This is a genomic window from Colwellia sp. BRX8-4 (assembly GCF_014077345.1).
Lineage (GTDB): Bacteria > Pseudomonadota > Gammaproteobacteria > Enterobacterales > Alteromonadaceae > Colwellia_A.
Map to the genome: position 1 here is coordinate 13,042 of NZ_JACGVS010000021.1, position 13,486 is coordinate 26,527.

The window sequence follows — 13,486 nt, forward strand, 5'->3', positions numbered from 1 at the left end:
ACCTATTGGTTTGGTATTAGCTATGCAATATCAAACAGTTGATAATATTTACTCATTTCATTCATTAACGTCTAACCATGAAATAAAAATTTTACAGACAGTTTTATTAAGTGTTGAGTTTACCCAAACGAGTATCCTTATAGATTTATAAATCTATAAGGTATGATATATGTGATATCGCTATTTTAAAGCTTACTTTGAGTATAGACACTTCTGATCATCTTGTGTAAATAAGTGATAATTCTTGATATAGCTATGATAAATAGACACTAATTTAGTACCCATAGCTTAGTTAATTAGGATATTTAGACCACAACACTATTAGCGCCTACCTTCTTTTTTATAATGTTAAACACGAGGGATGAGTTAATGGAGCTGTAAAAAAATTATTTATATTGTTAATTACTCACTTAGTGTCGGCTAAATGAAATTATTACTCATAATTATCTCGCTGAATGAAGGGTTGATTTTTAGGGGATTAAATACTTTTTGGGTGATTTTGTAGTGTTTTTACCATGATATTCTACGTAATAATAAGGAGTTACCGTGATTTGCGTGAAGGACTTATCTTTTAGCCGTAATGATGGCGGCAACAAACAAAATATTTTAAATAAACTCGATTTATTTGTACCTGCAGCACAGCACCTCGCGTTACTTGGTGATAGTGGTTCAGGTAAAACAACCTTTTTACATATTTTAGCGGGACTCTTGCAAGCAGATAGTGGCTCGGTAAGTATTAACAATCAAGAGCTTTCATCACTGAATGAAACAGAACTTGCGCTTTATCGTCGTAAAATAGGGCTAATATTTCAGCATTACCAATTGCTTGACTGTTTAACCGTAAAGCAAAATATTCTCTTTCAACACAAACTCAATTACCCCAAAAAACCAGCGGATGAATTTGACAATATCGTCAATAAACTCGGGCTCGAAAGTAAGCTCGATTCACTGCCAGAAAAACTCTCAGGTGGAGAACAACAAAGAGTTGGTATCGCAAGAGCTTTACTCAACAAACCTCAGATAATTTTTGCAGATGAACCAACAGGTAACTTAGATCGGCAGCGCTCGCACCAAGTCGTTAAACTTCTTACTGAGTTATGCAGTGAGCAAAAAATCAATTTGGTGATGGTGACTCACAGTCATCAATTAACCGATTACTTTGACCATGTAAAAGTACTTAGAGATGGTCATTTTGAATAATTTGACCAATGAAATTAAACTTATTATCGCCACTCATTTAGCCTTCTATCGAAGACATCCTTGGTTAATGGCGTTATTTTTTCTAGGTTTTAGTCTAGGTAGTGCACTATTAACCGCAATTTCTGGCCTTAATCAAGAGGCTAATACACGCTATCAAAATTCTTCCGCATTAATCAATAACCCCGTTACACATTTAATTAAGCCATTAACAGGAAAGTACTTTATTGATGGCAATATATGGCTCACTTTACGACAACATGGCTTTATCAATACTCAACCCGTTTTACGAGGTCAATTAAAAACCAACAACGGAGAAACACTTGCCATTCAGGGTGTGGATACTCTGCTGTGGTTAAACCGTGCGCAATACCAACAAAGTGATGAAAATGTTGATAAAACAGCTCAACGCTTTTCCCTTTCTACCTTATTAGTTGACTCGAAATTTGCAAAACGCATCGTGACAAAAACAGGTGAACCAATAAATTTTTCGCTGCAAAACGATCAGCAACAACCTGAAGTTGTATTAGCTGACAATATTGGACTTTGGGCGATCACCGATATCGCCAATGCTGATTATTTATTAGCAGCTAAAGGGCAACTCAGCTTTATTGAGCTCTCGCATGTTAGCGAGCAGCAATTAGTAGAAATAGCACAGCTAATTGCTGGGCAAGCACAGTTGATTGATGCAGAGCAACAATCGTTCGATGTTTTATCTGAAGCCTTCTTTTTTAATTTGACCGCACTTGCCATGCTTGGTTATATTGTTGCGGCGTTTTTGAGTTTTAATGCGATAAAACTGACGTTAACTGCGCGACAAAAATTAATAGAGCAAATGCAGCTATTAGGTTGCATTAAGTTAAGTGTTCAACTGAGTCTTGTCATTGAACTTATTATTGTTAGTGTTTGCACTGCTTTATTAGGTACATTAGGTGGTTATTTAATTGCTAATGCATTAGTGCTTGATGTTAACAGCACTCTAGTTGGCTTGTATCAACTCGATAAAGCGCTTGTGATCAATTGGCAATGGTCAAATGTCTTATTAGGCTTTGCCCTTAATATTTCGGCTTTGGGGGTAATACTTTTGGCGCAAGCCAAGCAAGTTGCCCAAAAAAGTCAATTGATGTTCTATAGTTTGTTGGTCAGTACATTAGTAGCAGTCATAGGGTTACTCTATTATGCGACTAATGAGTATCAAGCCTTGCTGCTGTGTTTTGCGCTTTTAATGTTGTTTATTTTACTTGTGCCTAAAGTACTGTCTCTCTTGGTTTCATTACCGTTGACAATCACAAATCCATTAACACAATGGCTTCATGCCGATACCCGACTTCATGTAAAAGACCTTCATATTGCTATTATTGCAATTCTAGTGGCGCTTGGCAGTGCTATCGGCATGCAAATTATGGTGAAAAGCTTTAGCCATACGTTAAATGCCCATCTTGAAAAGCAATTAAGTGCAGATATTTATTTACGTTCAGATAAACTCGATAATACTTTAAGGCAAGCGCTCACTAACTTACCTGAAGTTGAGAAGTTGAGTATCTATATGCAAAGTGATGGTGATGTAAATAAAGTACCTGCGAATCTTGCAAGTTTTGGTAATAGCTTTGAACATTATCAACATATTTCGCTGACTTCAGGCTCAGCCATTAATGGAGAAAATTTTTATGGTCAAGGTTGCTTGGCTAACGAACAAAGTAAAATTAAGTTTAATTATTCATTAAATGACGTGATGGTATTTAAGCAAAATTCAACTAAATTTACTTGTCGTATAACAGGGTTCTTTTATGATTATGGTAACCCAAGAATATCGTTACTTACGTTAGAGGAACGCCAGAAAACAGCAGCACTAAACCGTGATGTTTTTGGTTATTCAATACGGCTAAAAAGTCGTACTTCCGTTGCTGTTTTTAGCGAGCGTTTAATGGACGAATTTAAACAAGACAGTACAAAAATTTTAGCCAATAAAAGATTTAAAGAAATAGCTAATGCCTTGTTTGAAGATACGTTTGTAGTGACCAAAGCACTCAATAGTTTTATTCTCGCTATTGCATTGTTAAGTTTGTGTACCAGCCTATTAAGTTTAAGTGTTAATCAATTAAAGCAATTAACCATATTACGTAATTTAGGCGTAACACAAGGGCAATTATTAACCATGAAACTGCTACAAACAGCAGGCGTGGTTGTGTTTACTGCTTTGTTTGCTATTCCGCTTGGCTTCGCACTGGGCTTTGCGTTATTAAAGTTTGTCATGCCAATTGCCTTTGGTTGGACTATTCACTTTAGTTTAGATTTAAGCAGTTTATTAATAACGTGCTTAACGCTAGTTGGAGTCTCTGTTTTATGTGCCTATTTACCGATCCGAAAATTAACTAACTTAGCGACTAAGGAGTCATAATCGCGTGATAAAAAGACAAGCTTTGACCGGGGTATTATTGACTCCGTTTGTTTTTGTACGATTTACGCTTGTGCTGTTAATTTTTGTGCTGTCTGCGTGTCAACCGACTGAGCAAAAAATAACATCATCTAAATTACAAGTGGCTATTGGCAAACCGGTAATACAGGGCACTCCTCTTATCTTTCCCGCTGATCATGGTATTCATGCTGAACAAGGTATTGAGTGGTGGTATGTAACGGCTAATTTGCAAAGTGACACTGGCGAGACTTTTGGAGTTCAATGGACATTATTTCGCACACTAATGCCAGCTAACCTTGAGTCACAATGGTGGGATAACAATCTTTACTTTGCTCATTTTGCCATGCAACACCAACAAGATCATGTTGCGTTTGAACGGTTTTCACGAGCAAGGCAAGCTAAGGTCATTAGCTCGCCGTTTGATGCCAGTATTGATGATTGGCAGTTGAGCAGTATCAACAACGAATTTTTGCCACTCAATTTAACAGCAGCACATGAAAACTATGAAATAGCATTAACACTAAGCGACAGCCCAATAGCCTTGCATGGCGACAAGGGCTATAGCCAAAAAACACAAAGTGGTCATGCGTCTTATTACTTTAGTTATCCCTTTTTAAAGGTAAAAGGCCGTCTAACTTTTGCGGGGAAAACCTATAACGTTTCGGGGAATGCATGGTATGACAGAGAGTGGTCGGCGAGTTTACTCGACAAAAATCAACTCGGTTGGGATTGGTTCAGTATTGTTGACACTCAATCAGCCACTCAATCAGCCACTCAATCAGAAAAGCAAGGGCTCATGCTCTTTTGTATTCGAGGTAATGATAATAATTATGAGTATTGTAGTGGTACTGAGATAGCCCCCAATGGCGAAACAACACCGCTTTTTAAAGAAGATATTAAGCTGTCTGTTATTGAAACCGTGACATTAAATAACCACGATTATCCTAGTAAATGGCAAGTTGAATTAACGAATAGACCAATCATTATTATTGAAAGTATTACCAAAGATTCACGTAATCAATTAACAATCCCTTACTGGGAAGGACGCGTAAAAGCAACGGGTGGTTTTAATGGTATTGGCTATGCCGAAATCACTGGCCACTAATTATTCATTATTAAGTTGTTATTTTATTTTGCAAACCCTGGTCAAAATGACTAATAAAAGCAGTCATGCGTAAGTTATATGCAAAAATTGCCATCATCATTACCTGATAATATTACTTTTTTTACTCTCTAAAAGGGGACTGAGTGAGATAATGTGTTTCATAAAACCCCTTACTTTGTGGTCTTCGCGTTTAAAGTAGCATAGACAATACTCAATTATTATTGGATTGTTAACTTTCTCTGAAAATAGCCGCGCAATTATTAATAAGGGTATGATAAAATCGATATCAATCTAGTGTATATAGTGAAGAATTTCACCAAATGTCGACTACAAAATTATTATCTCCAATATTGTCATTCTTAAAGTGTGAAACACCACAAGCATGGATTGATGAAGCCGTTAAGCCTGAAAATTTACCCGTGCTATTAATTGATCACCTGGTGTGTGAATTAAAAGCAGCTCAGTCCGCTATGTTTTTGATCCGAAAATATGCAGTTGATAAAGAAAGCGGTGATGCTTTGTTGGCATGGCTGCAGCCATTCGAGCAATTAATCTATAAAAGGCAAGGGGATTGGCGCTCATTACCGTCGAAAAACAAGTTAACTAAAGCCATATTACCTAAGTCAGGTTCAGCACATGGGCAAGGCCTTATCGACAAAATGGTCTTACTGATCAAAGAAGAGCTACATCATTTTTACCAAGTATTAGAAATGATGGATGAGTATGGTATTGAATATCAAAGTATTACGCCGTGCCGATACGCGAAAGGCTTACTTCGTCATGTAAAATCTTTTGAACCTGATGCTATGGTTGATAAGTTAATTATCGGTGCCTTTATCGAAGCTAGGTCGTGTGAACGTTTTGCTAAAATAGCCCCTCATGTTGATAAACGTCTGGGTGATTTTTATATATCATTACTACGCTCCGAAGCTCGCCATTATCAAGATTACTTATCATTAGCGACAGAGATTGCTGGAACCGATATTTCTGAACGAATAAAATATTTTGCTGATATCGAAGCGACGTTAATTATTAGTGCTGATGAAGACTTTAAGTTTCATAGTGGCTTACCTGCAGCGACTCTTTAAGCTTAGTTAGCTTTTTCAAGTTAAGCTGCAGTATTGGCGCTTGCTAATACACAACGATTTCTGCCGGAATTTTTTGCTTGGTACAACGCTTGGTCGGCATTATTAAATAATGTTGCCCATGTCATGTTATTGTGTAATTCGGCAACCCCAATAGACACCGTAATAGGCGGAAGCTGAGTATTACTTTGACGTTGCACTAATTTTAATTTCGCAATAGCCAAACGTATTTTTTCAGCCATCGTATGAGCAAATTGTTGCGACTTATTTGATAATACCACAACGAACTCTTCACCGCCGTAGCGCACAGGAATGTCATCAGGTGTGACGTGTTCTTTGATGATTTTTGCCACCAACTGAATCACTTTATCGCCAACACTGTGTCCAAAAGAATCATTCACTTTTTTGAAGTGATCAATATCGATAACTAATGATGAATGAATGTTATCAAGTGATAGTGCCTGTAATTTTTTATCACAGCCTCGACGGTTTAATAATCCTGTTAAGGTATCAATTAGGGCTTCTTGACGAGATTCTTCTAACTTCAGTTTTAACTGTGATACTTCTTCAGATGCTTTATATAGCTCAGTAGATAAAGACTCATGTTGAGCTGTCGATTGTCCTATAGCATTAAGTAAAAAAGTAGTAATGTTTTGGAGAGGCTTTTCTACACTTAGCTGACCAAGCGTTTTTTCTATTTTATTGAGATGACTTATTACTGCTTGTCCGCTTGAAACTTGGTTATCAAGTTGCGCTAAGGTACTGTTCAGTGTTTCGCCAAAAGGTGTAAAGATATTATCTTCAATATTTTGGCTGTTTGAAAGAAACTCACTAAACAATGCGTCGATAAAAATAGCGTCGAGTGGCTTTTTGCTGCTTAATTGCCCATCTATTTTTTTTATGAGTGACACGTTTTCTTTTGAAAAATAACAGTAGGCAACAGCGTAATGGCTCGGTATGGGCGCAATTAGATGCAAAAGCATAAATTCTTTAGCTTGTTCTGCGACTTTCATCGCTTGATCAAAACTTCCCTGCATCGTAATTCTCTTTATTATTTTTCTACATAATAACAGTTAATTAAAAGAAAACTCAATGGAAAATGCGACACAATAGCCGGTTTAATCATTTTTTTTGTCGTGATATTACTTATTTATAACAGCAGTATTTAATTTATTGAGAAAATAAGTTTAAGGCGTTTTAAAGGCTTGAGAAAGTAACTCTATACTGTCTTTTGTTACCTTTAACCATGCGCCTTGCTCATACCAATCACCCAAAACAATGCGCTGAGCAGGTAGGTTATTGGCTTGGATATGATGAATGTTAGGGCGGTGAGTATGTCCATGAATAAGTAACTGACAATGATGTAATTCAAGCTTGTCAACAACCTCTGTCTCGGTGACATCCATTATTTCTTGTGACTTCATTGCCGTTGCACTGGCGCTTTTTAAGCGATAATTTTCAGCAATATTCTTACGTACAAACAGTGGTAAGTTTTTAATCATCGTTTGCCACCACCAAGAACGAGATTTCTTTCTAAAGGCTTGGTAAGCGATATCACGTGTACATAAAGTGTCACCATGCATAATAACGACGGGTTTACCATAGAGATCAATAACATCCACTTCAGGTAATAACGTCATGCCACAAGCTTTGGCATAGCGCTTCCCTAAGAGAAAGTCTCGGTTACCATGAATATAATAAATACGAGTACCTAGCATGCTTAATGCTTTTAGCGCGAGGGCTACTTCGACGACAAAAGGATTTTTATCATCATCACCAATCCAGTATTCAAATAAGTCACCTAATATATATAGTGTTTCGGCGTTAGGGGCATCTTTTTCAAGGAATGACAAAAAACAGGCCGTTATATCGGGCCTGTTTTGCGCTAAATGCAAATCAGCAATAAAGTAGGTTACTGATTTGTTGTTTATTGCGTTAGTCACTAATTTTTATTATTCAACAATCGCTGATTCAATAATGATTTCTTCTGTTGGAACATCGTCATGAAAACCCATACGGCCAGTTTCAACCAGAGTCATTTTATCAACAATGTCCATGCCTTCAACAACTTCAGCAAATACACAATAACCCCAACCTTGCACAGATTCGTTTTTAAAATTTAAAAAATCGTTGTCGCTTAAGTTGATAAAAAACTGAGCTGAAGCTGAATGTGGCTCTTGTGTTCTTGCCATCGCTAAAGTGCCACGCTTATTTTCTAAGCCATTACTTGCTTCGTTTTGAATGGTTTCACGAGAATCTTTTTCTTCTAAGCCAGAAGCAAAACCACCGCCTTGTGCCATAAAACCTTTAATGACACGATGAAAAATAGTGCCGTTGTAAAAACCGTCTTCAACATACTGTTGAAAGTTTTTTGCTGTAAGAGGTGCTTTATCAAAATTTAATTCAATTTTGATATCGCCTAAGTTTGTTTTTAAAATGATCATTTTATTTACTCTTCAATTTCGATGTGGGAATTGTAAACGAAAGCACAGAACTGTAAAGCAAACTTATGGATAATGTGTAGGTAAATAATGACCCTAGCGCTTTGTTCGGGTACAATTATCGAAAATTGATATAATTTTTATTAACTATTAATTACCCCTATTTTAATCGTGATCGGAGCCAGAAAATCTTATGTTACAGATATACAATACATTGACCCGCCAGAAGGAAGTTTTTACCCCAATTGAAGCAGGTAAAGTCGGTTTGTATGTGTGTGGTTGTACGGTTTACGATTTATGTCATATCGGTCATGGACGTACTTATATTAGCTTTGACAACATTGCTAGATACCTAAGGTTTTCTGGTTATGACGTAAATTATGTCCGTAATATCACCGATGTTGAAGATAAAATAATTAAGCGGGCACAAGAAAATAACGAAACACCAGATGAGCTTACCGAGCGTACTATTGCATTAATGCATGAAGACTTTGATAGTTTGAATATTGAACGACCAGATATAGAACCAAGAGTAACGACGCACATGGACGAAATTATTGCCATGATCGTCACACTTGTCGAAAAAGAGCATGCCTATGTCGCCACTAGTGGCGATGTGTTGTTTGCTGTGTCGAGCTTTGCAGACTATGGCAAACTCAGCGGTCAAAATTTAGAGCAATTACAAGCCGGCTCTCGTGTAGAAGTCGATGAAAGTAAAAGGTCACCACTGGATTTTGTTTTGTGGAAGTCAGCTAAACCAGGCGATCCAAGTTGGGAATCACCTTGGGGAGCAGGGCGTCCTGGTTGGCATATTGAATGTTCAGCGATGAGCGCTAAAGAACTAGGTCATCATTTTGATATTCACGGTGGAGGCTCAGATTTACAGTTTCCACACCATGAGAATGAAGTAGCACAGAGTTGTTGTGCGCTTGATTCCCCTTACGTGAATTATTGGATCCATACTGGTATGGTGCAAGTTGACCAAGAAAAAATGTCAAAGTCACTCAATAATTTTTTCACTATTCGTGATGTGCTAAGCCAGTATGACTCAGAAACTGTTCGGTTCTTCTTAACCTCTGGACATTATCGTAGTCAGCTAAACTATTCTACAGATAATTTAGAACAGGCACGCTCTGCTCTAGAGCGTATTTACACGGCTTTGCGTGATGTTGAGGTGCTTGCTGATTTTTCACTAGATAAGGATGACACGTTTGTTGCTCAATTTATTAAAGTAATGAATGACGACTTTAATACACCACAAGCGTTAGCGGTATTATTTGATTTAGCCAAAGAGTTAAATGTCGCTAAAAATGAAAGCAGTGATAAGGCGCCCTATTTAGCCGCGACGCTTAAAGGTTTGGGAGAATTGATTGGTTTATTACAATTATCTCCAGCAAGTTTTTTACAAGGAAAAGGTGACAGCGATGAAGTCGCTGAAGTTGAAGCGTTAATAAAACAACGTAATGATGCGAGAGCAAGTAAAAACTGGTTATTAGCTGATGAAGCTCGAGATAAATTAGCGGCGATGAATATTATCGTTGAAGACAGTGCTGGCAAAACCACTTGGCGTAAAAGCTAATTTATAGACGGTTAACAGCCAGTTGATAAAAAATGACACCTCAATAACACATTGTTATTGAGGTTTTTTGTTTTAAAAGTCATGTTACTTTTTAAATTAGATGATCTACGAAATACAATAATGTGTTAATTACTGATTGTTTGCTGTCCAGCGTTTAATTATTTTAGCAATTTCGCCACTTTGTTTTAATTTGGTAATAGCTTTATTAATAAGATTAAGGGTTTCAATAGTGCAGGATTCACGGCTTAACATAATATGAATATTATCTTGGTATATTTTTAATGAGTGCATTTCAAACTCATCTTGCAAAAAATATTTTTCAGAGAACACTTTCATCGTTACAGGGTCGACCAAAAATCCGTCGATGTGACCTTTTAGCAATAGATTTACATTTTGCTCTAAGTCGATAACGTTATTAATATGGCTTTGAAAGTCTTTGGTTGTAATAAGTTTTTGAAATTCCTCACCATAAAAATATCCCCCTTCAACACCAATCATATAATTAGAATTAGCCAGATCAGCTAATGTCTCGAGCTTAATTTTATCAGCCATGCCTTTTTTGACAAAAAGATTAACTTTCTCAAGACGATAAGGTAGAGAGAAATAGGCGTTTTCTTCTCGTTCAAGCGTATAGGATGCACCCATCGCCATATCCATTTTGCCTGTTTTTATGTATTGTAAATGTCTTTTCCAAGGCAGTTCAGTGAAGGTTACCTTGAAATTAGTTTCTTTAATAATAGTATTGAAAATATCGAAATCTAAACCAACAAGTTCTTGTTTTTTATTGTGATATTGATAGGGATACCATAACTCCCAACCAACCGCATAATCTCTTGAAGGAGCAGTGTGAGCAGGACTATTTACAATCAATAATAGAACTAAGAGTATATATTTTTTCATTCTCTTTCTTCCATGCATCAGCTAATTAATGAATCGAGATCCTGATATTAAGGTTAACTTTATTTGCCTAGAAGTGGATTGTAGACAAATTTATATCATCATACTGCACTATCAATGGTACCAACAGCAACAATTTGTTACATCTACATTGACATAAGCTTAATTTAAAAGCAAAAAGTGCAGTTGCTGTCGATAAAAATAAATTAATATTGGCGTTGAAACTATTAATTATCCGCTAGATAAACAGTAATACGGCTAGATTTAGCTGGCCCTGTTGTTGTTCGCTGCTTAACAGCTAACGCGTTAACTTTATTATTGCTAAAGTGAATTTAGCTGAATATCACCGCCGTTTCCGTGGCGTTCTAACGCCTTATTATTTGATACTTTCCTATCAGTTACATAAACCGAAGATGTTGCACTTGCAATATCTCCGGTTTGCACTAATCTATCATTAACGATTAGTTTAACGATTAGTTTAACGATACTTGGAGATAGTTATGGCGTTAGTTGAGCCACTTACTGGCGATGAAAATGAAGACATTACTGAGCTTGCCCGTTTCTTTAATGAAACGTTAGGTTTTTGTCCGAATAGTTTACTGACCATGCAACGGCGCCCAGCTATAGCTAAGGCGTTTATTAGTTTAAATATTGCTGTAATGGCAAATGAAGGTAGAGTAACCGCTGAACAAAAACGTTTGGTGGGTTATATAACCAGTGCTAATACAGGTTGTCGCTATTGCGAGGCACATACAATTTTAGCGGCAGAGCGCTATGGTGGAACTGACCAAAGGTTAGCTGATATTTGGTCTTTTCGAACAAGTGATAGCTACAGTAAAGCAGAGAAAGCAGCGTTTGAATTTGCGCTTGCGGCTTCAAGTGTACCCAATGCCGTTGACGATAGTATATCTGGCGAACTACATAAATACTGGGATAACGGTGAAATTGTTGAAATCCTTAGCGTTATATCTTTATTTGGCTTTTTAAATCGTTGGAATGACTCTATGGGGACAACCATGGAAACAGGGGCTGTTGATGCAGGTAATCGACTATTGAACGAGTCAACATGGACTCAAGGTAAGCATACTTAAGGTTATTGGTGAAAACCAATAGTGATTTTCTATTGGTTTTCTATTAGGAAATGTCCCAAGCGACGGGTGTTTATCTTATGTTTTTGTCGTTGTAACTGTCTTTTTCTATGGGAACTTTGTACTTGTCGTCTAATTTTATTGTTCATTTTGACTCTCTTTGAAGTTATCTACTTACTTAGTATTGCTTAACTATGTTTCACTTTGATGACAACGTAAAAGTTATTGAGTGAAACAACAGCTAACTTCACATTAACACAGATTATCAACTTAAGTTATTCTATTATAGCGATGGCTTGCGTTTCCACCGGTTCAGGAAGAACATATTCTCTTGATTTATTATCCATCCAAGTCAAGGTATCGTAGTAACGTCTGATGTTTTCAACATAATTTACCGCTTCATCACCACGGGCATAACCGTATCGAGTTGGCTTGTAATATTTTTTTTGTTTAAGTAATGGTAAGCGATCTTTAACCTCTACCCAGCGGTCGGGATCGCCACCTTGTTTTTCTGTTATTTTTCGTGCGTCATTTAAATGGCCTAAACCAATATTATATGAGGCAAGTGCAAACCACAAACGATCGGGGAAAGGTACTCTATCGGGCATTCTATCGATCATTTGTTTAAAGTATTTAGCGCCACCACGAATACTTTGTTCAGCATCTAAGCGACTTTTAATACCCATTTGCTTAGCCGTTGGCAAAGTTAACATCATCATACCACGCACACCCGTATACGAGCGGGCGTGAGGTTCCCAATGAGATTCTTGATAACTAATCGCGGCCAATAATCGCCAGTCAATCTCTTGGCTATACTTTTCAAAGAGCGGTTGGTATTGAGGCAGTTTACCTTCAACCGCTTTAATAAACATTCGGGTATCAACATAATTAAACTCTTCAACATGACCATAATATTTGTCATTAAGTGCTAATAATGTACCGTCGTGATGTACTTTGCCAAAAAATTCAACAAGACTGGCATAGATTGATTGGTCATTATTTTTTCTAACTGCCCAAGCCAAAGGTTGTGGTTTTTTTATGGTAAAGCCAATGCTGATTTCAGGATAATAGCGGCGATTAACTGCTAGGGTATTGCTGTCGATAATGGTGTAGTCAATTTCTTCTGATAATACTTTCAGTAATAATTCTTCGCTATCGAATTCATCACTGATTTGCCAAGTTAACTCACGATGGCTATTTTTTAATTGGATAAGATTTTCTTCATGGCTTGAATGCGCCATGATCAATAAATTCCCCGTTAAATCTTCTATGTCACGAGGTCGAATGCCGCCCTGTTTAAAAACGAGTTTTTGGCTGATATCATCATAACTAGGAGAGAAATTATATTTTTGACGTCTTTTATCGGTCACCGCTAAGCCTGCTGCTAATATATCAACTTGGCCGCTGTCTAATTTATCAAAAAGTTCTTCAAGGCTATAGCTAGGCACTACTTTTAATTCAACACCTAATGAGTCTGCATAATTTTTTACCAGCTCATATTCAAAACCTGCAGCGTCTTCAGCTTCTAGATAATAACTGGTTAAGCCATAAATAGTACCGACCTTAATATAGCCACGCTCAATTATTCGCTGCAAACTGGCATTATCTTCTGTTGGCTGACAGCCGAATAGCAAAAAAGTACTCAAGAAGAATATGCTTACAAACTTGCTGATTTTTT

Annotated in this window: 11 protein-coding genes; 6 read left to right on the forward strand and 5 right to left on the reverse strand. The window is 37.0% G+C overall.

From position 1 onward, the window contains the following. Positions 1–546: 546 nt before the first annotated feature. From H4J56_RS15725 to H4J56_RS15740, 4 genes are all read left to right on the forward strand, one after another. Complete coding sequence (locus tag H4J56_RS15725) at positions 547–1,200, forward strand: ABC transporter ATP-binding protein (RefSeq protein WP_182213981.1); 654 nt, start codon at positions 547–549, stop codon at positions 1,198–1,200. Next, on the forward strand, positions 1,184–3,595 hold the full coding sequence (locus H4J56_RS15730) for an ABC transporter permease (protein ID WP_182259586.1): 2,412 nt from the start codon (positions 1,184–1,186) through the stop codon (positions 3,593–3,595). Before H4J56_RS15725 ends, H4J56_RS15730 begins: the two co-directional genes overlap by 17 nt. Before the next feature lie 7 nt (positions 3,596–3,602). Further along, positions 3,603–4,718 carry a lipocalin-like domain-containing protein gene (locus H4J56_RS15735; RefSeq protein ID WP_182259592.1) on the forward strand — a complete coding sequence of 372 codons (1,116 nt, stop codon included), beginning with the start codon at positions 3,603–3,605 and terminating at the stop codon, positions 4,716–4,718. Positions 4,719–5,038: 320 nt separating this feature from the next. Beyond that, the gene (locus H4J56_RS15740; RefSeq protein ID WP_182230164.1) at positions 5,039–5,806 is read left to right on the forward strand and encodes a tRNA isopentenyl-2-thiomethyl-A-37 hydroxylase MiaE; all 768 of its coding nucleotides are present in this window, start codon (positions 5,039–5,041) and stop codon (positions 5,804–5,806) included. A 20-nt stretch (positions 5,807–5,826) separates the two neighbouring features. Here the strand turns inward: H4J56_RS15740 and H4J56_RS15745 are convergent, their stop codons facing one another. The 3 genes from H4J56_RS15745 to H4J56_RS15755 all read right to left on the reverse strand — a co-directional run bounded on the left by H4J56_RS15745 (position 5,827) and on the right by H4J56_RS15755 (position 8,247). After that, the gene (locus H4J56_RS15745; protein WP_182222185.1) at positions 5,827–6,840 is read right to left on the reverse strand and encodes a GGDEF domain-containing protein; all 1,014 of its coding nucleotides are present in this window, start codon (positions 6,838–6,840) and stop codon (positions 5,827–5,829) included. Positions 6,841–6,990: 150 nt separating this feature from the next. Then, positions 6,991–7,746, reverse strand: a complete 756-nt coding sequence (locus H4J56_RS15750; RefSeq protein WP_310733770.1) for a UDP-2,3-diacylglucosamine diphosphatase — start codon at positions 7,744–7,746, stop codon at positions 6,991–6,993. Between the two features lie 9 nt (positions 7,747–7,755). Further along, entirely contained in the window at positions 7,756–8,247 is a 492-nt protein-coding gene (locus H4J56_RS15755; RefSeq protein WP_070374269.1) for a peptidylprolyl isomerase, read from the reverse strand. A 190-nt stretch (positions 8,248–8,437) separates the two neighbouring features. Here H4J56_RS15755 and cysS point away from each other — a divergent pair, with 190 nt between their 5' ends. Beyond that, the gene (gene cysS, locus H4J56_RS15760; protein ID WP_182222186.1) at positions 8,438–9,823 is read left to right on the forward strand and encodes a cysteine--tRNA ligase; all 1,386 of its coding nucleotides are present in this window, start codon (positions 8,438–8,440) and stop codon (positions 9,821–9,823) included. A gap of 129 nt (positions 9,824–9,952) precedes the next feature. On the opposite strand, the gene H4J56_RS15765 is transcribed toward cysS, so the two are convergent. Then, positions 9,953–10,723 carry an ABC transporter substrate-binding protein gene (locus tag H4J56_RS15765; RefSeq protein WP_182222187.1) on the reverse strand — a complete coding sequence of 257 codons (771 nt, stop codon included), beginning with the start codon at positions 10,721–10,723 and terminating at the stop codon, positions 9,953–9,955. A gap of 497 nt (positions 10,724–11,220) precedes the next feature. Here H4J56_RS15765 and H4J56_RS15770 point away from each other — a divergent pair, with 497 nt between their 5' ends. Beyond that, complete coding sequence (locus H4J56_RS15770; protein WP_182259587.1) at positions 11,221–11,811, forward strand: carboxymuconolactone decarboxylase family protein; 591 nt, start codon at positions 11,221–11,223, stop codon at positions 11,809–11,811. Positions 11,812–12,083: 272 nt separating this feature from the next. Here the strand turns inward: H4J56_RS15770 and mltF are convergent, their stop codons facing one another. Next, positions 12,084–13,454 carry a membrane-bound lytic murein transglycosylase MltF gene (gene mltF, locus H4J56_RS15775; protein WP_259366376.1) on the reverse strand — a complete coding sequence of 457 codons (1,371 nt, stop codon included), beginning with the start codon at positions 13,452–13,454 and terminating at the stop codon, positions 12,084–12,086. Positions 13,455–13,486 lie beyond the last annotated feature (32 nt).

What these genes read in the sequence shown, in the direction of transcription:
- H4J56_RS15730 (WP_182259586.1), top strand. Translation starts at nt 1,184, where the DNA reads ATGGTCATTTTGAATAATTTGACCAATGAAATTAAACTTATTATCGCC.
- H4J56_RS15740 (WP_182230164.1), top strand. Translation starts at nt 5,039, where the DNA reads ATGTCGACTACAAAATTATTATCTCCAATATTGTCATTCTTAAAGTGT.
- H4J56_RS15745 (WP_182222185.1), bottom strand. Translation starts at nt 6,840, where the DNA reads ATGCAGGGAAGTTTTGATCAAGCGATGAAAGTCGCAGAACAAGCTAAA.
- H4J56_RS15755 (WP_070374269.1), bottom strand. Translation starts at nt 8,247, where the DNA reads ATGATCATTTTAAAAACAAACTTAGGCGATATCAAAATTGAATTAAAT.
- cysS (WP_182222186.1), top strand. Translation starts at nt 8,438, where the DNA reads ATGTTACAGATATACAATACATTGACCCGCCAGAAGGAAGTTTTTACC.
- H4J56_RS15765 (WP_182222187.1), bottom strand. Translation starts at nt 10,723, where the DNA reads ATGAAAAAATATATACTCTTAGTTCTATTATTGATTGTAAATAGTCCT.
- H4J56_RS15770 (WP_182259587.1), top strand. Translation starts at nt 11,221, where the DNA reads ATGGCGTTAGTTGAGCCACTTACTGGCGATGAAAATGAAGACATTACT.